Genomic DNA, 22,454 nt, shown 5'->3' with positions numbered 1-22,454 from the left:
AAAAGTTCGCCTTGAACGGTACACTCTGTCATGACGGCGTGGTCCTTGTTATTCAGCGTAGACAACTGAATCTTAAGGGAAAACCACGCCGTCACTCATTCTTCTGATGAAATATCCGGGCTATGGCAGTAGCCATAGGGATCGCGGTTGCAGGGTCAGCAGCAGCACAGACAGCGGCATCGACTGGCGTCAACAAGGACCAGCAACGCGTGCTGGTCAAGTTCCGCGAAGCGCTGGATAGCGACGGGGCAAAATCGCTGCTCAGCAAGGCCGGCGCCAAGCTGCACCATCGCTTTGAAGACGGCAAGGCACTGGCGCTCAGCGTTTCCAGCGATCAGCTCGAGACGCTGAGGCGCGACCCGGCGGTGGAATTCGTCGAGCCCGACCCGATTCGCTGGCCGCTGGCACAGTCGACGCCGTACGGCATCGCTCTGGTGCAGGGCAATGAGCTGCGCAGCGCCGGTGCCATCGGCAGCAATGTGCTGGTCTGCGTTGTGGACTCCGGCCTGCAGAGCGGTCATCCGGATCTTGTGGCGGCCAATATCACCGGCGGGTATCCGAGCAACTGGAACAGCGACACCTGTGGTCACGGCACCCATGTGGCTGGCACCGCCGCGGCAGCCAACAACAGCATCGGCGTGATCGGCGTGGCGCCCAACGCCAAGCTGTACGCGGTCAAGGTGTTCGGCGGCGGCAGCGATGGCTGTGCCTACACCTATGGTTCCACCATACTGGACGCAGCGCAACGCTGCGCGGCGGCCGGCCAGGCGCAGGGCCGCAAGGTGGTGATCAACCTAAGTCTGGGCGGAGCGCAATCGAGCACGATCGAGAACAGCGGCTTTCAGACGCTGTACAACAGCGGCAATGTGCTTAGCGTGGCCGCCGCTGGCAACGACGGCAACACTGCGATGAGCTATCCGGCCTCGTACGACAGCGTGATCTCGGTCGGCGCGATCGACAGTAACCGAGCGCTGGCCAGCTTTTCACAACGCAATGCCCAGCTTGAACTGGCCGCCCCCGGTGTGGCCATCCACAGCACCCTGCCCTACCTCAATGGCAGCCTGAGCGTGTCAGGCACGACCTACGCCGCCGCCAGCATGGGCGGCAGCGTGCAGGCCCAGGCCAGCGCGGCCCTGATCTCCGGCGGTCTGTGCACCACGGTGAATGCCAACTGGAGCGGCAAGGTGGTGTTGTGTGAGCGCGGCAGCAATCCGTTCTACGCCAAGGAAGCTGCGGTGCGGCAAAGCGGCGGCGTGGCCACTGTGGTCTACAACAACGTCAGCGGTGGCTTCGACGGCACCCTGGAAGGCTATAGCTCGGTGATTCCGATCGTCAGTCTCAGCCACGAAGACGGGCTGTCCCTGCTGCAGACGCGCATCGGTCAGCCGGCTACCGTGATCACTACCCGCAGCGCAGGCAGCGGCTATGGCAGCCAAAGCGGAACATCGATGGCCGCACCGCACGTTGCCGGTGTCGCCGCCGCCATCTGGAGCAAGAACACCAGCAAGACGGCCGCCCAGGTGCGAGCCGCCTTGACCTCGACGGCACAGGATCTCGGCGCGGCCGGCCGCGACAGCAGCTTCGGCTACGGCCTGGTCCGTGGCCATGCCGCCATGCTTGCGCTCAACCCGGTGGATAGCGTGGCCCCCAGCACGCCGGCATCGTTGACCGCCAGCCTCAGTGCAACACGAATCACCCTGAGCTGGCCGGCTTCGACCGACAGCGGCGGCTCCGGTCTTGCCGGCTACAAACTGGAGCGCTGCTCTGGTGCCAGTTGCAGCAACTTTACCCAGATCAGCGCCCCCTCCACTACCAGTTTCGCCGACAGCGGTGTGGCCGCGAACACCCTGTTTCGCTATCGCGTTCGCGCAGTCGATGCCGCCGGCAACCACAGCGGCTACTCAACGATTGCCAGCGCCACCACCGGCGCAGCCGGCGCCGACACCACGGCGCCCACCGCGCCTGCCTCGCTGAGCGCGACCGTGCTCAGCTCCACCAGCATCCGTCTCAATTGGGCAGCAGCCAGCGACAGCGGCGGTTCAGGCCTCGCCGGCTACCGCATCTTCCGCTGCACCGGCAGCGCCTGTACCAACCTGACCCAGGTCGGCACTGCCACCACAACCAGCTTCACCAATTCAGGCCTCGCTGCCCGCACTGCCTATACCTATCGCGTGCGCGCCGTCGATGGCGCGGGAAATCTTGGCGCCTACTCGCCGGTCTCCGTCGCCACCACCAGCGCCGATCTCACCGCCCCGAGCGCGATCAGCCAGCTCACCCTGGTGGTTACCAGCTCGAGTGCGATCAATCTCAGTTGGTCAGCGGCCACTGACAGCGGCGGCGCGGGATTGGCCGGCTACAAGATCGAGCGCTGCCAGGGTGCGGCCTGCAGCAACTTCGCGCAGGTCGGCACGGCCACCACTACCAGTTTCGCTCAGACCGGCCTGCTGAAGAACACCACCTATCGCTTCCGCGTCAGGGCCTACGATCGGGCCAACAATAACGGCGCCTACTCACCGCTGGGCAGCGCCACCACGCGGCCGTAAGCCACGATCAACCTGCATTCCGCGCTCCCCGGATCAAGTCCGGGGCAGGCTCCTCCAGGTCCGCGCGTGGTGGCAGGTTCTTCGACAGCGTATCCCGGTACTGGCGAATGCGTACTGCGGTGAGAGCGGTTCATTTTGGCCTGTGTCATGTCCGCTGCCGGCGTGCAGGCTTGGGGCGTGCAGCGGCCGGCGAGTGTCGAACACTGCCCTGCAGTGTGACTGACGGCTTCTTGTCTGACTTCAGCGGTGACTCGCCCCGCACTCGATTCAGTGCACCCGATGCCGCCGCCTTCAACAGGCGCTTGAAGGTCGGGCATTCGGCGTGACTTGGCGCAGGACACACCGCTGCATGGCGAAGCCCGCGACGCACCGCACTTAACTGACTGATCATCTGATCGATCTGATCTGCCTTGGCCGCAAGCAGCTGCCGGTCGATGTTCGGCTTTCCGCTCGGCGTCAGCATGGCCTGCACCTCGTCCAGGGAAAGCCCGGCCGCACGGCCCAAGGCAATCAGCGCCAGTTGCTCCAGCACGGAGGAGGCAAACTTCCGGCGCAACCCTTTCTTGGCCAGCGAAGTGATCAGCCCGCGATTCTCGTAATAGCGCAGAGTCGATGCCGGCACACCGGTGCGTCTGGCGACCTCGGAAATATCCATGAGCAAGCCCTTGACTTGAAGTTGACTTCAACTTGTATGGTGGATTCAAGCCGGCCATCGGTCAATCCGCGAGGACTCTCAAATGACAACCATCAGCCACATCGAGCAGGTCCTGATGATCGGCATCGGCGCCACTGCCGTGCTCGATCTCTGGCTACTGCTGCTACGTCTCCTTGGCGTGCCGACGCTGAGCTTTGCCTTGATCGGCCGTTGGATAGGCCACTGCCTGCACGGCCGCTTCGCACACCGGTCGATCGTCCAGGCTGATCCGATTCGCGGCGAGCTCGGCTTGGGGTGGTTGGTCCACTATGCCACCGGCATCTCATTTGCCGCCCTGCTGGTCGGCGTTGAGGGCCAGACCTGGGTGCAGCACCCCAGCGTCGCGCCGGCCTTGGGCTTCGGCCTGTGCACGGTGCTGGCGCCGATCTGCGTGATGCAACCCGCCATGGGGGCAGGGTTTGCCTCGTCCCGGACCGCCACGCCACTGAGAAACCTGGCACGCAGCACGCTCAACCACGCCGTATTTGGCGCCGGTCTATATCTGTCCGCACTGGTCACCGCTCAGGCCTTTGCCTGAGCCCTCACCACTCATCGTTCAATCGCAACAGGAACCCCAAGCAATGAGCAAGATCGCAGTCATCTATCACAGCGCCCATGGGCATACACGCCACATCGCATCGCATATCGCGCAAGGGGCGGGCAGCGTCGCAGGCGATACGGTGTGCTTACTGATGGCCGAAGATCTGATCGCCAGACCCGATGCCATTGTGGCCTACGACGGACTCATGCTCGGCTCACCGACCTATCTTGGTGGCGTTTCCGCTCCGTTCAAGGCCTTTATGGATGCCACCGGGCGACTCTGGCAATCGCAGCGCTTGAAGGGCAAGCTGGCGGCCGGCTTTACGGTGTCCTCACTGCCAGCAGGCGACAAGCAGTCGACCCTCTACTCGATGTTCGTCTTTGCCATGCAGCACGGCATGGTGTGGGTAGGCAATCCAGTCCTGCCCGAGCAGCACACTGGCATTGCTTACGAGGAGGCAGCCAATCGACTGGGTTCGTGGTCCGGGATGATGGCGCAGGTGGGCCACCATTCGCCTGCCGATGCCTTTGTGCCAGGAGACATCAAGACTGCGCACATGTTTGGCCGACACTTCATCGAGACCCTAGCCCGACTTAACTGCACGACGCGTCATGAGGTGGCAGCATGATCGCGAAGAAGTACGCACCGATGTTATTCGCCTTGCTGCTGTCCGGTCTGATGTCGCTTCTGGTGTCGGGCATTTCGACCTATCGAATCGACCTTGGGCTGTCGGAATTCGCAGCAGTGTGGACGGGCGCCTGGGTGTCCGCCTGGCTGATTGCCTTTCCCGCAGTGCTGCTGGTATCGCCCCTGGTCAGGCGACTCGTCGATCGCCTGACCACCGCAGACTGAGCGGCGCGTGTCGCGTAGGGCGAGCCCTGGCCCGCCATCGCCCCGCCCACCGCAACGCTATGTGGTGGGGAATTGAAACCGTGGCGATGCGATGCTGATGCTGGCAGACCCGCGCAGGCGGTGCGCCGAGGCGCCCCCTATGAGGGCAGCTTGTTGCTGCACCGATGGGTGTCGAGCGTGGGTAGGGGCGGGCTTGATTGCGTCTCCCCACTTTATTGCGCTGCTTGTTGGCGGTGCTTTCAAACACTACAGCTTGCTGAACACCCGGTTGCGTGACGAACGCTCGGTGTACCAGCTTTGCGGCCAGGATGGCCGATCAAACGGGTCCCGTGGGAATGCGCCAGATGGGCGCCAGGGCCTGCCCTACGAGGCTCTCCAATATCCCGGTCAGTGCTTCAGGATGACGTACAGCGCGTGGATGATGCCCGGAACAAAACCCAGCAGGGTGAGCAGAATGCTCAGCCAGAAATGGCCCTTGAAGCCGACCTCCAGAAACACGCCCAGCGGCGGCAGCAGGATCGCAAACAGAATCTTGAAGATATCGGATGCGGTAGCGGGCATGGTTGAACCTCGAAACCTGATGTCTGGCGAGTGTCTCATGTTTCCGCTGAGTGGCTGGTCGAACCTGAGTTTTCGGCCCAGCTCGATGCGCAGAGCAGAGCAGCTACCTAGCCTCGCTCAGCGCCTGACCGATCTCTTTAGTGTGGTGGCCAGACACCGTCCCAATCGGCCGCGGGTGGGTTTTGCTGAAAAGCCAGACATCGCTCGATGAACACTTTGCTGGGGCCATCTTCGGGGAAGCGCGACAACAACTCGCGAAAACCCAGCACCGCACCTTGCCAGTCCCGCGTTGAGTATTTGCCACGCGCATCGGCAAACAGCTTCAAGGCGGCCTCGTCCAGTCGTTCCGACTCGGTCATCAATTGATACACAGTGGCGGCGAGCAGCTTGCCCTTGACCCGCACCCGATCGAGCTCGCGCAAAGGATGATCCTTCTGCAGCGCGGCGCGAGTGCCCTCGCTGACGATCACCGCCACCCCATATAGCTTGGTTGCCGCTTCCAGCCGCGAAGCCAGATTCACCGTATCGCCGATCACGGTGTAGTCCATTCGACGCGGCGAACCGACGTTGCCTGCGACCAGTTCACCTGTGCTCAGGCCGATCCCGATGGCCAGTGGATCTTCACCGCGATCGGTCCGTTGCCGATTCAGCTGCTGCAGCCGCTCCTGCATGGCGATCGCCGCCCGCACCGCGCTGTCAGCATCGTGGGCGCCGGCAAACGGCACCCCGAACAGAGCCATGACGGCATCACCGATGTACTTGTCGAGGATGCCATCGTGGGCCGAAATCGCCTCGACCATGGCCGAGAAATATTCATTGAGCATGGTGACTGTGGCGCGCGCACCGAGCTGTTCCGACAGGGTGGTGAAATCGCGGATATCCGAGAACAGCACGGTGGCGGTCTGCGCGACACCGCCCAGATTCAGCGCCGGATTCAACAGCACCTGCTCGGCTACCTGCGTGGGCAGATAGCGAGACAAGGTGTTGCGCACGCGCTTCTCTTCGGTAACGTCTTCGATCACCAGCATCGAACCGATGGCGCGGTCCTCCAGATCAGCCAGCGGGACGCGAGTGATATTGGCCAAGATGTGCTTGCCGCTGCCGAGCTGCAGCTCCGCTTCCGACAGATAGGCCTGCTCAACGCCTCCACACAAGGTTTCCCACCAGCTTCTGCTCTCACCCAAGGCCTGCTGGAACGGCTGCCCATGAATCTGGTCATCGACCCCGAGCAGGGCCTGCGCCGCGGCATTGGCCTTGACCACCTTGAGATCGGCGTCGAGGGTGACGACTCCATTGCTCAGGCTGCGCAAGATGCTCTCGTTATAGCGCCGGGCCCGATCGAGATCGCTGAACAGTTGCGCATTGACCAGTGCAATCGCCGCCTGTGCGGCAAATGCTCGCAGCCGGTTGGCATCGCTTTCACTGAACTCACCGTCGTGCTTGTTGAGCGCCTGGATGACCCCAATGCATCGGCCATGGCGGTCTTCAACCGGAACGCAGAGCAAACTGCGTGTTCGATAGCCGCTACGGCGGTCGAACTCCGGGTTGAAGCGCGGGTCACTGTAGGCATCGGCAACCCGCACCGTGGCCACGCGAGTAAACGCATCACCCGCGATACCGCTGCTGGCCGGGAAGCGCATCACATCTTCTATGCCTTCGGCGATCTTGCCCCACAGTTCATCGCTGTGCGGATCGTGCAGAAACAGGCTGACACGATCGGCACCGACGAAACTTCTGGTGGTGGCGACAATCCGGGCGAGCAAGGGTTCCAGACGCAGCTCGGTAGCCAGTGCCAGGCTGACCTCAAACAACTCGTTTTGCTCACGGTGGGCATCACGCAGGTGCGCGATCATCCGGTTGGTCTTGGCAGCGATCAGACTGAACTCATCGCGGGTGATGATCGGCACGAACGTGTCCAGTTTGCCGCTGGAGACATCGACCAGACCGGCAATCTGCAACTGCAGGATATAGGCCAGGTTATTGCCATACGACCACAGCAAGCGCATCGCCAATGCCAGCACGACCCCGATGACGAAGCCGATATCGATAAACACGGCCCGGCGCAGCGCCGCATGTGGCGCGTCGTTGAGGTGTGCGATCAGATAGTCGATGTCCTTGATGATCACCAGGCCAGTGACGATCGAGGTGAACACGGCGATGCTGATGAAGATGACGAACAGCCGATCGGTGATCGGAAAAATGCGCTTCGGCGAGACCGTGAGCGCCGACAACGGCGCCGGGGAACGCCGCTCGCGGCGCAGGCCGTTGTCGAGTCCGGCAAAGATTCCAAACGTGGCGCAGCCGATCAACACCTTGCCCCCGGACTCCAGAGGAAAGCCCAGGACAAAGTGGTTGTACAGGGCGATTCCGAGACCGACGGCGAGGAACAAGGCAAAGTCGATGAAGAACTGATAGACCGACAAGGTGAACGGCTCACCCTCGGGCATCAGCCGATTCTCCAAACCCAGCTTGATCAGAAAGGCCGCCAAGAAACCGACCAGAAACGTCACCAGGACATGGGCCGCATCGAGTCCGGCGATGAACGGACAGACTCGAATCCCGTACAGGCTGAGCACGAGCACCGCCAACACGTAATACACCGCCACCAAGCGGTGATCGTGCTGGCCATCGCCGACAAATACCTGCTCAGCAGGTTCGACTCGGTTCATCGGCGCAGTATAGGTGCTTAATGACGAATCCGCCGCCTCACCAGCAGGCCGCTGTAACCTTCATCCGGGATGGATTTCAGCGCAACCCTTCGACAAGCTCAGGGACGTTCGACCGGCTCACGGCAAGCCGGTCGCGGCAAAGCCGCGCCACACGCGCCGGAAACCAATCACGTGCGTGCTTGCTTTTCGAGCGCGCCGTCCTTGGCGTGCGATATCAGGCGGCAGAAACAAGTCTCAGCAAACTGCTAGGCGACGGATTGATCGCCGCGCGTCAGGGCGATGTCGTCGGGGCCGGACAATCGACCTCATCTGCCGCGACGCCGGCGTAGCCACCCATGCGGGGTCGCCAATCGACGCCGGGGGCGACTTCCATATCGATCCAGAACTTGGCAAGTTCCTCTTGCCGCGGTTCGATCTCCGCGGCGAAGCCCAGCGCCTGGATCTGCGCCTGACGGGTCGAGGCATTGCTCTGTTCGCGATACAGCCCCAGTGAGATGGTGTTCTGCTCTTCACCTGCAGTGACCACGTAGTAATCGCTGACGCCTGATTGAGACAGGCGCCGCGCCAGGGCCAGGGCCTGTTCGCGATCACCGGTGGAAGGCAGAAACACGCGGTAGCCGCGACGGATCACTTCGTTGGTCTGGCGGAATTGAATTCGATTGACCGCAGGGGTCAGCGCACGCAACACGCGGCGCAGGTCGATCTGAGTCAGAAAAGGGCCGATCTCGTAACAGACACCCGGCTCGGCCACCGCCATCGGTGGGATGCCCATGCCCTCATCTCCGGCGTTCTCGGCCTCACGTTCGAGCAGCAGGGTCAAACTCGGCGTCTCCGGGTCGCGCGCCTCCGGCAGGGCCGGCGCCGGCGGCAGCGGTCGGATCAACCACCACGCCGCCACACCGACATTCATTGCCAGCAATATCAATGCGAGGATTCTGGGCAACATGCAACGCTGGAACTCGAACGGGGCGGCCGCGAGTGTAGCCTGAAAGGAGGCAGGCAGTCGTCGTGGCTTGAGTACTATTGAATGGGCGCGGGCGCGAGGGAGTCACCCGGCCGCAAACCGGCCAGGCCCTCCAATACCAGGTGTTCCACTGTCTGAACTGTGCTCTGCAACCAGTGCCGCAGCAGATCGGCACCACCACCACTGAGATAAAGTGGCAGCGGTTGAGCGCACCGAGCCTCGGCATGGCGATGAAGCTTTTCGATCAAGGCCACCGCTCCCAGCACTGCCCCGGAATGCACCGCACTGGCAGTGCTCTGAGCCAATAGTTCCACCTCAGCGGCCGACTTGGCCAGGTGCGGCGCCCGCGCCAACAATGCCTCGCGTGCGCGATCGACCGAGGGTGCGATGGTGCCGCCAAGGTGGCGCCCCTCAGCGTCAACGACGTCAATGGTCAAGGCGGTACCGGCGCAGGCCAGCACGAAGCTACCAGCGCCGCGCGCACGCAGCGCGCGCAGGCTGAGCCAACGATCGACGCCAAGATCATCCAGCGGTTGATAGGCCAGCTGCAGCAGACCGTCGCTGCGCGGCGGGCCGGCGCGCCAGCATTCAAAGCCGGCAGCGCGCAGCGGGCGCAACACGAATTGCACGTGGTGCGGGGCGGTGACGCTGGCATAGCGCAGCACCCGCAGCCCAGGCTGCTCGGCCACGCTCAGCGCTTCCAGATCGGCGGCCAAGGCCGGGTCGTCATAGGCCTGGGCCAAGGGTGCCAGCAACTGACCTTCGCGCCAGCGCGCCCACTTCACTCGAGTATTGCCAAAATCAATCAACAGCATTTCACCGCTCGCACACTGACCTCACCGGAATGGCAGCACCACTCGCCTTGCTGATCGCGCAGACGCAGCCGGCCATCATCTGCAATGCCCAGCACCTCGCCGCCCTCGCGGGCACCACCGATCACCTGCACGTATCGACCTGCCAGAGCATCGAATTGGCTCCATTCGGTAAGGGCGGAAGGCAAGCCTTGCTCGCAGACCTGATCCAATGTTGCCAGAAAGGCGCTGCCTATGCCCTTAGCCAGATGTTCAACCGAAACGCTGCAAGCCAGTCGTCTGAGATCGGTCCAGGGCTGATCGATATTGAAATCGTCGCCGAGATCGACATTGATACCGATGCCAGCCACCAGGGCCAGCGGCTGCGCGCCGCCTGCGACCTCGACCAGTATACCGCCCAGCTTGAGACCATCGACCTGCAGGTCATTCGGCCATTTGAGCGCGACCCCCACTACACCCAGTTCCCGCAATACACTGGCAGCAGCAAGGCCCAGCGCAGGCCCCAGGCCCTGGATAGCGGCCAGATCGACGGCGCGACGATAGAACACACTGAGACACAGACTGCCGCCGGCACGAGCCTGCCACTGCCGACCCAGGCGCCCTCGACCGGCGCTCTGCTCGGCGGCCAGGATCAACGCGCGATCAGGCAGCTGCGCCTGACGCCGCAGCGCTTCGCTATTGGTAGAGTCGATGCTGGGAAAGAACCACACCGGCACACCGGCCCAGTCCAGCTGCTGACACTCGGCGCTCACTGGCGCCGCGCCAGCCAGCGATGCACCAGCCGTGCGCGCTGGAAACGATGTTCGCTGCCGGTCGCCAGGCGTTGCAGATTGCTGCGGTGGGTAAAGCTGATCAGCAGGCCGACCGCCAGGGCAAACCCGAGCCAGACCGGTTGATCCGCCTGCCCGCCCACTAACACCAAGCCCAGCAGCATCCAGCTGGCCAGCACGGTAGCCAGACCAACGTAGCCAGTGGCGATCAACACCGCCAGCCACAGCCCGATCAGCCATGGCAGGCTGAAAGGCCAGATCACAGCAAGCCCCCCGACCAGGGTGGCCGCGCCCTTGCCACCACGAAAGCCATGAAACAGCGGCCAGACATGCCCGGCTACCGTAGCCAACACCACCAGCAATTCCATCTGCCAACCGATCTGCAGCTGCCGCGCCAGCCACACCGCCAAGGCGCCCTTGCCAACGTCGACCAGCACCACGCCCAGGGCAAAGCGCCAGCCCTGCGTGCGAAAGGCATTGGTGCCGCCGGCATTGCCACTGCCCTGGGTGCGAATATCCACCCCGCGCAGCCGACCGAGCATCAGGCTGCCGGACAGTGAACCCAGCAAGTAGGCCAGCAACAGGGCTGCTGCAAGATTGAACGGCGGGTTAAGCACTAGCGATTCTGCAAGCAGTCCGTCGAGCGGATATTGTCGCCGATCAGCAGACGACTAGGCATCCAACTGCAACAACCCGACCACCAGGGCACCCGGCCCTGCATGGGCACCGATCGCCGGCCCGGCTTCCACCAGCCAGTCGCGCTCGACCTGCAAGCGCTGACGCAAGGCCGAGCGCAGTACTTCAGCATCCTCGGCGGCATCGCAGTGCCCCACCATCAGCCACCAGCGTGCCTCCTTCGGCATGCGGCGCAACACCCACTCGGCAAAGCGTTGCGGCGCATGACGCCGCGCCAGCAACGCCCCGGCCACGCCAAGTCGGCCATTGGCCTGCATGCGGGCTATCGGCGTCAGGCCCAGCCAATCCGACAGTTTGCCTGCCCAGGCCGGCACCCGACCGCCGCGAACGGCAAAGCTGACTTCGCGTGCCAGGGCGATGGTGTGGGTACGCCGACTCAGTTCGCTCACCCGCCCAGCGATCTCGGCAGCCGACGCGCCGGCCGCCGCCATCTCTGCCGCCTGAATAACCAGCAGTGCCTGACCGCAGGAGGCCTGGCCGCTATCGAGCACGCGAATGCGCTGGCTGTCGAGGCGCGCCGCAGCCGACTCGCCGGCCTGCAGGGTACCGCTCAAGGCGCGCGAAATGCCTAGGTACAGCACTTCCTCGGCGTGCCCGAGCAACAGTTCGAACTGACGGCGAAAATCGCCCGGCGGCGGCTGCGAGGTTTGCGGCAACACGCTGGATTCGCGCAGCCGTCGATAGAACTCGGCCGGGCTGATCGAGACCCGGTCAAGGAAATCCTCGGCGCCGAAGTTGACCCGCACCGGCACCACATCGAGCGGCAACTGCTCGTTCAGGCCGGTCGGCAGATCGGCCGCCGAATCGGTCACGATGGCGACCCGGGTGGACCGGGTGGCCGCCCGATGCTGGGCACGCATGTCCTCCGCCTTGCGCGCAGTGACCGTACCGAAGCGACTGGCGAGATCAAACAGCTTGCCTGGCTGGTCGACATGCGCGTGCACCCGCAGGCGATCGCCAACGCCGGCCAACACCACGCTGTCCGCCTCGATTGCGGCCAGCGCGGCATGCAGTGCCGAGCGATCGACCTGTTCGGCGTGGATCAGGCACTCGGTGCACCAGGGCTTGCTGGCATCGGCGTCATCGTGCCAGTGCTCACCGGCGAATTCCTGGGTCGGCTCGTCGGATGCAGCCAACGGATCGACCCTGCGGCGCAGCAGAAAATCGTGTATGCCTTCGAGCAGATCGACAAAGCCCTGCGCCCCGGCATCCACCACACCGGCCTGTCGCAACACTGCCAGCTGCTTGGGCGTGTCGGCCAGCGCCCGCTGTGCCGAGGCCAGGGCGGCACCGAACCATTGTCGAAAGTCGCCGGCGGGCGCCTGCAGGGCGTCGGCGAATGCCCTGATCACCGACAGGATGGTGCCTTCCTTGGGCTGCGCCAGAGCACCACGCGCCTGCTCGGACGCCGAGGCAGCAGCGCGGGCCAGACAGGACGCCGACAGCTGCGCCGCATCACCCACACTTTCACTGAGACCGGCGAAGAACTGAGCGAGAATGGCACCCGAATTGCCTCGCGCACCATCGACGGCATCCGCGGCCACTGAACTCAGCAGTTCACCGACCGAGCGGTTGCGCCGACTCAAGGCACCGCTGAGCACCGAACGCAGGGTGAAGGCAAGATTGCTGCCGGTATCGCCGTCCGGCACCGGAAACACATTGATCCGATTCAGCGCCTCGCGTTGATTGATGACTCGACGCATGCCGGCAATCAAGGCCCGTCGCAGACCCTGCGGCGAAATCCGCCAGGAGGGGGACAAATCTAGAGTGGAGGTAATCGCAACCATGCTCAAAGTCTGCCAGACGGGCTGCGGTGCGCCATGCTGCAGCGCAGCGTGAACGACATCGGGCCGACACGACCAAACGAGTTTCGCAGCCGCCCAAACGACACCCACTTACACATTCCTGCACGTACCATAGGAGTCGACGGAAAGTTTGCAGATCAACGCAACCTTTTCCCTTCGGTCTGCATCTACAGCAGGTGAAGGCGCCAACCGTCCGACCATCTGGGAGTCATCATGAAACGCCATACCTCGCCGCTACTGCTTGCCCTGCTGCTCGCCGCCCCGGTGGTGGCCAAGGACATGGCGACCGGCAGTGTTGGCTGCCCGGGTCCACGCAATGAGCCGGCGGAAACGCAGGCGGTGACCGATGCTCGGGACAACAAGGCGGCGCGCCCGGTATCGACCGACAGCGCCCCGCGCGAGGCCGATCGCAGCCCGAACCGTAACCGGCCACGCTGGCACAGCTTCATTCCCGGCATGATTCGCTGAATCGCTGCTGTCACCGAGCGACCGAACGCGGAACTCGATCAGGCACTGGCGGTCCGACCCTCTGTGACTCGCACTCCGAGGACACAGGGCCAGCCGGACCGGGAACGTGAGAAGGAATTCCGTTCCCGGCTCGCGCACTGTGCCGTCCCTCGCTAAGCTGAGAGTGTTTCGATCATCTTCGCGAGGCAGCGCGTGTTCAACCGCTGGTGGCGTCGAGCGCCTCCGCCCCCTATCGAGTCCACCCTCTGGCAGCGCGTGCTGCAACGGCATAGACGCCTGCGCCGACTCAGCGCCGAAGATCAGCAAACGCTGCATCAGCTGGCCAGTCAGTTCCTGGCCGACAAGACCCTGAGCGCCACCCACGGGCTGGAACTTACGCCCTTGCGCGCCGCACTGTTGGCCAGCTATGCCTGCCTGCCGGTGCTGCACCTGGGCTATGAGTGGCTGCAAGGCTGGCGCGAGCTGATCGTCTATCCCGGCCAGTTTCGGGTGCGTCGGCATGAGATCGATGAGCATGGCGTAGCCCACGAATGGGACGACGAACTGGCCGGAGAAGCCTGGGAGCGCGGCCCGGTGGTGGTGTCGTGGGCCGATGTGCTGGCCGACCTGCGCTGGCCACAGGCCGGCTTCGATGTGGTGGTGCACGAGATCGCCCACAAGCTCGACCTCAGCGACGGCGCCATGGACGGCGTGCCCAGCCTGCCACGAGAGCAGCGGCAGCGCTGGATTGAGGTCATGCAGACGGCGTTCGACGACCTTAACCTACGGCTTGACCGCGGCGAGGCGGCGCCGATCGATGACTACGCGGCCGAAGCGCCGGAAGAATTCTTCGCCGTGTGCAGTGAATACCACTTCACTGCGCCGCAACAGCTCAGCGCCGCCTATCCGGCGGTGGCCGAGCTGATGACGGCCTTCTACGGCCGCTCGCCCTTGGCCACCGTACCGGCCGCCTGAGGCGCGTTCTTGTCGAACAGCGCTAAGCCGCGCAACAGCTGCAAGGCCTCCTGCACCAGGTAGTCCTGGTCGAGTTCATCGGCCGGCGACGCGGTAGTCTCCACTTGCTCGCTATCGCCGCGCAGATGCCCGGGCAAATCGCGCTCACGAATGCTCGGCGGGCGGTTGCGACGCTGCAGGTCGATGGCATCGGGCAGCTTGATATCCGGCACCAGTCCACTGGCCTGTATCGATGCGCCCGAGGGGCTGTAATAGCGCGAGGTGGTGAGCTTGATCGAATCGCCATTGTCAATCGGCAGTACGGTTTGCACCGAGCCCTTGCCAAAGCTGACATCGCCCATCAACAGCGCGCGTCGATGATCACGCAGCGCAGCGCCCAGCACCTCGGCAGCCGAGGCGGTGCCGCTGTCGATCAAGGCAATGATCGGCGCGCCTTTCAGGGTATCGCCGCGATGCGCGGTGAACCGGCTACTGGCCTGCGGCAGGCGCCCTTCGGTTCGCACAATCAAACCCTTGTCCAGAAACACATCGGCCGTCTCCACCGCCGAGTGCAGCAGGCCACCGGGGTTGCTCCGCAGGTCCAGCACCAAGCCGCGCAATGGCTGCTGCTTGGCCAGGGCACGCAGCTTCTGGTCGACTTCTTGGGCGGTGTCGGCCTGAAACATGGCAATTCGCAGGTAGGCAAAGCCGGGCTCGAGCGAGCGCACGCGCACGCTGGAAACAACGATGGTTTCGCGCACCAGGGTCAGTGTGACCGGCTCGGCGCTGTCGGCGCGCATCAGGGTGAGATCGATCTTGCTGCCCGGCTCACCACGCATTGATTCGACCGCAGCGTCGACATTCTCGGCACTGATCGCGGTGCCGTCGATGGCGGTGATCACATCACCGGGACGAATCCCGGCGCGCGCCGCCGGGGTGTCATCGATCGGCGCGATCACGGTCAGGGTGCGGTCGGGATTCTGCACCACTTCCAGACCCAGACCATCGTAGGCGCCCTGCGAGGCCTCATTGAGATCCTGGGTCTGGGTGGCGTCGAGATAGGCACTATGCGGATCGAGGTCATTCAACAGACCGCGAATCGCCGCCTGCATCAGTCGCGCATCGTCGATCGGCTCGACGTAGGCCTGTTTCACCGCGCGAAACACGGCGACGAAGCGGCGGATTTCGTCCAGGCTGACCTGTTCTTCACCGAGTACGGTCGGCTTGGTCTTCTCAGGCGTGACTGCAGCGGCGGCCGGCGCATCGCCTGGCGGCTGCGGTGGCTCGACCGGCTCGACCGGCTCGACCGGCTCGACCGGCTCGACCGACTCGGCCGGCGCTGGCGATGGGTCAGTGGCGACATCCTGAGCCAGCAACAGGGCCGGGCTCAGACTACACAGCAAGAACAGAGATAGAGCGCGCATGCCCTCATTATGCGGCTTTGTCGCTCAACACAGAAATCTGCCGGCCACTGGTTGGGTCAGCGTTTGATCCAGCTGGCCGGGTCCAGCGGCTTACCCTGCCGGCGCAGCTCGAAATAGACCCCGCTTTCGGCAAAGCCACCGGACTGTCCGGCGGTGGCTACCGCCACGCCGGCCTCGACCCAATCACCCGGTTCCACCAACAGCGCCTCGCCACCGGCGTACACGCTCATGAAGCCCTCACCGTGATCGATGATCAGCATCAGGCCGTAGCCGCGCATCCAGTCGGCAAATACCACCCGGCCATGCGCCACGGCCTGTACCTCGGCGCCGGTCAGCGCTTCGATCCACCAGCCACTGCTCGGGCGTCCATCGGGCAGCTTGCCGGCGAATGCCGCGCGCAGCTTGCCCTGCAAGGGACGCAGCAAGCGACCGCGCTGACCGGCCACCTGACGCTCGCTCAGGGCCTGATCGGGAATATCGGCCAGCGCATCGCTCAAGGTTTCCATCAAGGCAACCAGGGCCGCTTCGTCGCGGCCCAGATTGCGCATCCGCGCCTGGGTATCGCGATAGCGTTGATCCAGGGTGGCCAACACCTTGGCCCGCTCATCCTGGCGCTTCAGCAGGTCGGCCACCGCGCTCTGTTGCGCAGCCAGCGCCGCTTCGGCCAGTGCCGCCTGCTGAGCCACCTGTTGCGCTGCAGTAGCCAACTCGGCCAACGCATCGATCAGGCGCTGCACGGTGGCCAGGCGGTCGCGCTGCAGGTAACGCTGATAAGCCAGGCGTCGATTCAAGTCATCGATGTTGTCTTGCGCCAGCAGCAGCTTGATCTGCTCATAGCGCCCCAGGGCATAGAAGGCGCGAACCAGACTCTCCAGCGCGCGGCGCTCACTTTCCAGCACTCTGCGACGGGCATCGCGCTCCTGTTCCAGTCGCAGCAGCTCGGCCTGCTGGCGATCCAACTCAGCCTGCTGGGTGCGCAGCTGTCGTCGCGCCTGCGACACCTTGCGCTCAGCTTCGCGCAGGGCGGTGGCCTCCGCGCTCATCGCGCCCTGCACCTGCTGCTGCCTCTTAGCCAGCAGTTCAAGCTCCTTACGCACTTCGGTCAAGCGCTGTTCGACATCCTTGCGACGCGCGTTGCTGTCGTCAGCATGCACGCCTTGCACCAGCAGCACAGCAGCGGTCAGCGCCACCACACAGGCGCGCAGTCGCAGACCGGCGGGGCGACCAGATCTCACGTCAGACGAGCTCAGCTCTGCAACAGGCTGTGGCCGGTCATCGCGGCCGGCTTGGGCAAGTCCAGCAGTTCCAGCAGGGTCGGAGCCAGATCACAGAGTGCCCCGCCCTCACGCAGGGCGTGGTCAGGCCCGACCAATACCAGCGGCACCGGGCCAGTGGTGTGCTGGGTGTGTGGTTGCCCGGCTTCATCGCGCATCAGTTCAAGATTGCCATGGTCGGCGGTGATCAGCATCGCGCCACCGACTTTCTCGATCGCAGACTCGATCTTCCCCAGGGCCTGATCAACCGCTTCGGCGGCCTTGATCGCCGCCTCCAGCACACCGGTGTGACCGACCATATCCGGATTGGCGATATTGCATACGATCAGGTCGTAGCGCTGCTGAACAATGGCCTCCACCAACTTCTCGGTGAGTTCTGGGCAGCTCATCGCCGGCTGCAGATCATAGGTGGCCACTTTCGGCGACGGCACCAGGATGCGCTGCTCGCCGGGGTATACCGCCTCGACGCCACCGGAAAAGAAGAAGGTCACATGCGCGTATTTCTCGGTTTCGGCGATGCGCAGTTGCGTCAGGCCGGCACGCGACACCACCTGCGGCAGGGTGTCTTCCAGGGTCGATGGCGGATAGGCCACCGCCACCGGTAACTCGGCACTGTACTCGGTCAAGGTAACCAGGGCCGAAAGCTCAGGCTGCCGACCACGATCGAAGCCGTCGAAGCCCGCCACGCCCAGGCAGGCAGTGAACTGGCGCGCCCGATCGGCGCGGAAGTTCATGAACACCACGGCGTCACCGTCTTTGATCGGGCAACCCTCACCGATCAGGGTGGGGGCAACAAACTCATCGTTCTCGCCCCGCTCATAGGCGGCCGCGAGGGCATCCAGTCCGGCCTTGGCACTGTGCTCGGCCTCGGCGTGGACGATGCACTGCCAGGCTTTGGCCACGCGCTCCCAGCGCTGGTCACGATCCATGCCGAAGTAACGTCCGCCGAGACTGGCCAGACGCGCCCCAGGCACCTCGGCGCAGACCGCATCGAGCGCCCGCAGGCTCGGCTCGGCCGAGCGCGGCGGCATGTCGCGACCATCGAGGAATGCGTGCACCGCGATGCCCTGAACACCGAGCTTCCCCGCCATGCGAATCATCGCGAACAGATGATCCTGGTGACTGTGCACACCGCCGGGCGACAGCAAGCCCAGCAGGTGCAGGGTCGCCATGTTCTGCCGCGCGGCCTGGCAGGCCTTGAGCAAGGCCGGATTGGCCTCGAAACCGCCGTCAGCGATGTCCTTGTCGATCCGGGTCAGCTCCTGGTACACCACTCGACCGGCGCCAAGATTCATATGGCCAACTTCCGAATTGCCCATCTGCCCCTCGGGCAGACCGACCTTCAGGCCGCTGGTATGGATCAGGGTGTGCGGCCGCTCAGCCCATAACCGGCGCCAATTCGGCACATCGGCCAGAGCAATGGCGTTGTCTTCGCGCGCTTCGCGGTACCCCCAGCCATCCAGAATCAGCAACAAAACAGGCTTGGGGCGATTCACGCGAACACCTCGAATATCAGAAACAGCCTCGATTCTATCGCGAAGCCAGCGCGCAGCTGAATCAAACGCCTGTCCTGCCGGCTCAGCAGGTCCTGCCTGCAGCGCTCCGACCTGAACCGAGTGCCGGGGCTGTTTAAACCGCTATGCCATCGGCCGCATCAGAGTGGGCGTAACCGATCCGGCCCTCCCGGGCTCTCGCATGACTGCAAGGAGATCCCCATGCGTGTTTTGACTGTTCTGCTGCTGTGTTGTTCCAGTGTGGCTCTGGCCAAGGGGCCAAGTATCGACAAGGTGAATGGAGCGATCCATACCGAAGCCGGCGTTGAGTACGGCGATCTCGATACCGTCAACGGTGCGATCCGCGTCCGCGAGGGTGCCACGGCCGAAGACGTCAGCACGGTCAACGGCAGCATCGATGTCGACGACGGCGTGCGACTGCGCTCGGCCGAAACCGTCAACGGTGGCATCGACCTGGGTCGCGATGTATTGGTCGAAGGCCGGGTCGAAACCGTCAACGGCTCGATCTCGCTCGGCCAACGCAGCCAGGTCATGGGTGGTCTGGAGACCGTCAACGGCGGCATGAAGCTGCGCGAAGCCAGCGTCGAAGGCGGTCTGTCCACCGTCAATGGCTCGATCTATATCGGCGAAAACTCCACTGTGCGCGGCGGCATTCTGATCGAAAAGCCCAATAGCGGCTGGTTCAACTGGGGCGCGAAGAACAAGCCACCACGTCTGACCATCGGCCCGAATGCGGTGGTGGAGGACAAGATTCACTTCGAGCGCGAAGTCGAACTGGTGGTGCACCCAAGCGCCAAGATCGGTCCGATCAGCGGTGAAACTCCGACTCGCATCGACTACGCACAGGTCGAACGATAAGGACGACGCGTCACGCGTCTTGCAAACGTCCGGCGCTGCGCCGGACGTTTCGTCCAGCAGGCCAGCACGAAGCCGAATACATCGCATTAACATCTCGCTGCTACCATCCGAGGTTTGTTTCAAGGAAGCTCGGATACCATGCGGATCGTTTTTGCCTTGGCTGCCGTCGTTCTGGCGGGATGCCAGCCCTCAACACCTCCCCCTGCCAGCGGCAGTGCGGATGCCCAGCAGGCGGCGCCGGCAGGCCCGCTGTCCTCGCACGTCTCCGGTCCGGAGATCTCAGGTGAAGACTTCGCCGAGCACGTCCGCATGCTGTCCAGCGATGAATTCGCCGGCCGGGCGCCGGGCACCATCGGCGAACAGAAAACCGTCGCCTATCTCGAAGATCAGTTCAAACGACTGGGTTTGAAACCCGGCAATGGCGACAGCTTTCGGCAGACCGTGCCGATGGTGGCCTCGAAAGTCGCCCCCGATACCACACTGACCCTGCACTTCGAAGATGGCGATGAAGTGCTGAAATTCGGCAGCGAGATGGTGCTCGGCAGCAGCACCGGTCAAGCGGAGATCAAGCTCGATCACAGCGAAATGGTGTTTCTCGGCTACGGTGTGAGCGCGCCTGAGGCCGACTGGAATGACTACTCGGTCGACGTCAAAGGCAAGACCGTGGTGTTGCTGGTCAACGACCCAGGTTTCCACGTCGGCGATGAATCGCTGTTCCAGGGCCGGCGCATGACCTACTACGGCCGCTGGAGCTACAAGTATGAGGAAGCTGCGCGACAGGGCGCGGCGGCTGCCCTGATCATTCATGACGACGCCGGCGCCGGTTACGGCTGGGACGTGGTGCAGAACAGCTGGAGCGGTGAGCAGTACGATCTGCCCTATGAACAGGGCGATGCACCGCGCCTGCCGGTGCAAGGCTGGTTGACCGGCGAGCAGGCGGACAAACTGTTCAAGCGCGTTGGCCTGTCCCTGCCTGAGCTGCGTCAGGCAGCCAATCAGCGTGACTTCAAGCCGGTAGCGCTGAATGTCGCAGCCAGCACGGTATTGAACAGCGAGATTCACCGCGCAAGCTCGGACAATGTGATGGCCTTGCTGCCGGGCAGCGAACGCCCGGAGGAACTGATCGTCTACATGGGCCACTGGGATCACCTCGGCACCAACCCCGATCTGCAGGGCGACCAGATCTACAACGGCGCCATCGACAATGCCACCGGCATCGCCGGCATCCTGGAGATTGCCGAGCGTTTCGTCACCCAATCCGAGCCACCGAAGCGCAGCGTGCTGTTTCTGGCTGTGACGCTGGAGGAGTCGGGACTGCTCGGCTCGAAGTTCTACGCCGCCAATCCGATCTTCCCGCTCAACCAGACGGTGGCGGCGATCAATCTCGATGCCATGCACTTGCCGGGCCCGACACGCGACCTCGTCGTCATCGGACTGGGCAACTCAGAACTGGAAGACATCCTGCGACCGATCGCCGATGCCCAGGGCCGCACCCTGCGTCCGGAAGCCGGGCTGGAAAAGGGTTTCTTCTACCGCTCTGATCACTTCAGCTTTGCCAAGGCCGGCGTGCCGGCGCTATATGCCAAGAGCGGCGTCGACCACATCGAGGGTGGCAAGGAACGCGGCGAAGCTTGGGGCGCTGGCTACACCGCCGAGCGTTATCACAAGCCGGCCGACGAGTTCGATCCGAATTGGGAGCTGGCCGGCGTGGTGCAGGACCTGAGTGCCCTGTATCAGGTCGGCGCCCAGCTGGCGGCCGGTGAGCAATGGCCCAACTGGTACGCCGGCAATGAGTTCCGCGCGATTCGTGACGCTGCGCGTGGCGAGGCAGCCGTGGCGAACGCTGACTAGCAGTCGCCAGGTCGTGCTCTCCGTAGAGCCGAGTTCGTAACCTGGTGATTCACCGAACTGGCGCTTTGGACCCTTCTCCCTCCCTGTGGGAGAAGGTGCCCGAAGGGCGATCTCTCCCCTCCGGGGGAGCGGGGCTTTGAATCGCCTCAGTTCAAGGTCCGTGTGCGGTTCCGCGCAGCGAGACTCGGGGCTACCCCGGCAGCTCGCTACGCCAGGCTGCCGGCGCGCGCAGTTCAGCGTCGGTCTTTCCCACTAGTCGCCGAGTGCACTGCACTGCATGGCGTGATCGCCCAGCTGCAGGCGCGCTTCATCGCCATTGATCCAGAACTCGGCATTGGCACCGATATAGCGTGCACCCGAGGCCGCGTGGGCCCGGCGCAGGCGATGCTGCTGACTGCCGATTTCGATCATCAGGTCGGGGTCAACGAATTCGGCGGCCAAGGGCAGGCCCTCGCAATCGTAGCTGCGCAGACCCTGGCTCTGGCTGTCGATCGCCATCAGCTCGATGCGGGTGGGCTCCGCCTCAACACCGAGATTCACTGGGTGCTCGCCGTCGCTGGTGAACAGCAGGCGTCCGTCCGGGCCATAGACCGCCGCGTCCAGACGGTAGACGGTGACATCAGAAATTCGCCGGCGATCGAATGTCAGCCGAAAGTCGATCGGCGGCGCGCTATCCAGCGGATACTCCCGCGCCGTCAGTTCTGCGCCATCGCTGAAGCGATCGAGCAGGCTGAGGCGCAGACGGGCACCGGGCGGCGCACTGCTGCCCGGCGGCAACAGCAGCTTGCCGCGCAGCAGGCCGGCACCGGCGAGGGTGTCTTCGCTGTCTGCGCGCGGCGGGGTTGAGATGCAGCCTGCCAAAGAGACAAGACCGATCAGAAGCGTACAGCGGAAAAAGGAATGTGACATGCGAAAGGCGCGAATCAGGCCGACATAGCATAGGCGCAGTGGCCCTGACGCGACACAACGGACCTTGAACCGAAGCGAGCCGGACCTTAGCCCGGATATTTCATGAGGGGGCGCCGAAAGACACCGCCAGCCCAGGCACAGCAACGTTCTCGAACAACTCTCGCTGGATGACAGCCTGCTCGCGGTCTTTCGCCGCTGGCACGGCCCTCATTCGGCCGCTGCGCGGCTACGCAGGGCATTCGCCCTGAGGTCCTTTGCGCCGATTGCCGCGTTGTTCGGCTGCTACGCAGCAACGGCTACTTCGTAGCCTGCGCCT

Annotated in this window: 20 protein-coding genes; 8 read left to right on the top strand and 12 right to left on the bottom strand. The window is 63.9% G+C overall.

Translation table 11 applies throughout. The annotated features are described in order from the left end of the window. Positions 1-209: 209 nt before the first annotated feature. Positions 210-2,543, top strand: coding sequence for a S8 family serine peptidase (locus IFO71_RS19570; RefSeq protein ID WP_192031372.1), 2,334 nt, complete (start codon positions 210-212; stop codon positions 2,541-2,543). Between the two features lie 145 nt (positions 2,544-2,688). Here the strand turns inward: IFO71_RS19570 and IFO71_RS19565 are convergent, their stop codons facing one another. Continuing rightward, complete coding sequence (locus IFO71_RS19565) at positions 2,689-3,198, bottom strand: MerR family transcriptional regulator (RefSeq protein ID WP_192031371.1); 510 nt, start codon at positions 3,196-3,198, stop codon at positions 2,689-2,691. 82 nt (positions 3,199-3,280) lie between these two features. Between IFO71_RS19565 and IFO71_RS19560 the strand changes: the two genes are divergently transcribed. The 3 genes from IFO71_RS19560 to IFO71_RS19550 are packed head-to-tail and all read left to right on the top strand — an operon-like array spanning position 3,281 to position 4,630. Next, positions 3,281-3,775, top strand: coding sequence for a DUF2938 domain-containing protein (locus IFO71_RS19560; protein ID WP_192031370.1), 495 nt, complete (start codon positions 3,281-3,283; stop codon positions 3,773-3,775). Between the two features lie 43 nt (positions 3,776-3,818). After that, positions 3,819-4,406 (top strand): flavodoxin family protein, encoded by a 588-nt coding sequence (locus tag IFO71_RS19555; protein ID WP_192031369.1) that lies wholly within the window; start codon positions 3,819-3,821, stop codon positions 4,404-4,406. Then, positions 4,403-4,630, top strand: coding sequence for a DUF2798 domain-containing protein (locus IFO71_RS19550; protein WP_192031368.1), 228 nt, complete (start codon positions 4,403-4,405; stop codon positions 4,628-4,630). Before IFO71_RS19555 ends, IFO71_RS19550 begins: the two co-directional genes overlap by 4 nt. A gap of 387 nt (positions 4,631-5,017) precedes the next feature. Here IFO71_RS19550 and IFO71_RS19545 read toward each other — a convergent pair whose 3' ends face one another. The 7 genes from IFO71_RS19545 to IFO71_RS19515 form a co-directional block, all read right to left on the bottom strand. Continuing rightward, the gene (locus tag IFO71_RS19545) at positions 5,018-5,191 is read right to left on the bottom strand and encodes a YqaE/Pmp3 family membrane protein (RefSeq protein ID WP_192031367.1); all 174 of its coding nucleotides are present in this window, start codon (positions 5,189-5,191) and stop codon (positions 5,018-5,020) included. A gap of 137 nt (positions 5,192-5,328) precedes the next feature. Beyond that, a complete protein-coding gene (locus tag IFO71_RS19540) occupies positions 5,329-7,860 on the bottom strand; it encodes an adenylate/guanylate cyclase domain-containing protein (protein WP_192031366.1) in 2,532 nt (843 codons plus the stop codon). A gap of 271 nt (positions 7,861-8,131) precedes the next feature. Beyond that, on the bottom strand, positions 8,132-8,806 hold the full coding sequence (locus tag IFO71_RS19535) for an SPOR domain-containing protein (protein ID WP_192031365.1): 675 nt from the start codon (positions 8,804-8,806) through the stop codon (positions 8,132-8,134). A gap of 74 nt (positions 8,807-8,880) precedes the next feature. After that, positions 8,881-9,639 carry a type III pantothenate kinase gene (locus IFO71_RS19530; protein ID WP_192031364.1) on the bottom strand — a complete coding sequence of 253 codons (759 nt, stop codon included), beginning with the start codon at positions 9,637-9,639 and terminating at the stop codon, positions 8,881-8,883. Then, positions 9,630-10,388: a biotin--[acetyl-CoA-carboxylase] ligase gene (locus IFO71_RS19525; protein ID WP_192031363.1), complete on the bottom strand. Its 759-nt coding sequence runs from the start codon at positions 10,386-10,388 to the stop codon at positions 9,630-9,632. Before IFO71_RS19525 ends, IFO71_RS19530 begins: the two co-directional genes overlap by 10 nt. Continuing rightward, positions 10,385-11,023: a glycerol-3-phosphate 1-O-acyltransferase PlsY gene (gene plsY, locus IFO71_RS19520; protein WP_192031362.1), complete on the bottom strand. Its 639-nt coding sequence runs from the start codon at positions 11,021-11,023 to the stop codon at positions 10,385-10,387. The genes IFO71_RS19525 and plsY overlap by 4 nt, the downstream gene beginning before the upstream one ends. A gap of 54 nt (positions 11,024-11,077) precedes the next feature. Beyond that, positions 11,078-12,805, bottom strand: a complete 1,728-nt coding sequence (locus tag IFO71_RS19515; RefSeq protein ID WP_192031361.1) for a DegV family protein — start codon at positions 12,803-12,805, stop codon at positions 11,078-11,080. Positions 12,806-13,120: 315 nt separating this feature from the next. On the opposite strand from IFO71_RS19515, the gene IFO71_RS19510 reads away from it, so the two are divergent. Both IFO71_RS19510 and IFO71_RS19505 read left to right on the top strand, forming a co-directional pair. Next, on the top strand, positions 13,121-13,375 hold the full coding sequence (locus IFO71_RS19510; protein WP_192031360.1) for a hypothetical protein: 255 nt from the start codon (positions 13,121-13,123) through the stop codon (positions 13,373-13,375). A gap of 192 nt (positions 13,376-13,567) precedes the next feature. After that, on the top strand, positions 13,568-14,329 hold the full coding sequence (locus IFO71_RS19505) for a M90 family metallopeptidase (RefSeq protein ID WP_192031359.1): 762 nt from the start codon (positions 13,568-13,570) through the stop codon (positions 14,327-14,329). Here the strand turns inward: IFO71_RS19505 and IFO71_RS19500 are convergent. The 3 genes from IFO71_RS19500 to gpmI are packed head-to-tail and all read right to left on the bottom strand — an operon-like array spanning position 14,290 to position 18,502. Further along, positions 14,290-15,732: a S41 family peptidase gene (locus tag IFO71_RS19500; protein ID WP_225444799.1), complete on the bottom strand. Its 1,443-nt coding sequence runs from the start codon at positions 15,730-15,732 to the stop codon at positions 14,290-14,292. The genes IFO71_RS19505 and IFO71_RS19500 overlap by 40 nt on opposite strands. A 56-nt stretch (positions 15,733-15,788) precedes the next feature. Continuing rightward, positions 15,789-16,967 (bottom strand): murein hydrolase activator EnvC family protein, encoded by a 1,179-nt coding sequence (locus IFO71_RS22540; RefSeq protein WP_192031358.1) that lies wholly within the window; start codon positions 16,965-16,967, stop codon positions 15,789-15,791. Positions 16,968-16,978: 11 nt separating this feature from the next. After that, on the bottom strand, positions 16,979-18,502 hold the full coding sequence (gpmI, locus tag IFO71_RS19490) for a 2,3-bisphosphoglycerate-independent phosphoglycerate mutase (RefSeq protein ID WP_192031357.1): 1,524 nt from the start codon (positions 18,500-18,502) through the stop codon (positions 16,979-16,981). Positions 18,503-18,721: 219 nt separating this feature from the next. Here gpmI and IFO71_RS19485 point away from each other — a divergent pair, with 219 nt between their 5' ends. Beyond that, positions 18,722-19,378: a DUF4097 family beta strand repeat-containing protein gene (locus IFO71_RS19485; RefSeq protein ID WP_192031356.1), complete on the top strand. Its 657-nt coding sequence runs from the start codon at positions 18,722-18,724 to the stop codon at positions 19,376-19,378. Positions 19,379-19,516: 138 nt separating this feature from the next. Further along, positions 19,517-21,229, top strand: a complete 1,713-nt coding sequence (locus tag IFO71_RS19480) for a M28 family metallopeptidase (protein WP_192031355.1) — start codon at positions 19,517-19,519, stop codon at positions 21,227-21,229. 252 nt (positions 21,230-21,481) lie between these two features. Here IFO71_RS19480 and IFO71_RS19475 read toward each other — a convergent pair whose 3' ends face one another. Next, positions 21,482-22,138 carry an MliC family protein gene (locus IFO71_RS19475; protein ID WP_192031354.1) on the bottom strand — a complete coding sequence of 219 codons (657 nt, stop codon included), beginning with the start codon at positions 22,136-22,138 and terminating at the stop codon, positions 21,482-21,484. Positions 22,139-22,454 lie beyond the last annotated feature (316 nt).

This window comes from Pseudomarimonas arenosa (assembly GCF_014841215.1).
GTDB classification, from domain to species: Bacteria; Pseudomonadota; Gammaproteobacteria; order Xanthomonadales; family Xanthomonadaceae; genus Pseudomarimonas; species Pseudomarimonas arenosa.
This window is presented reverse-complemented; position numbering and strand designations above follow the sequence as displayed.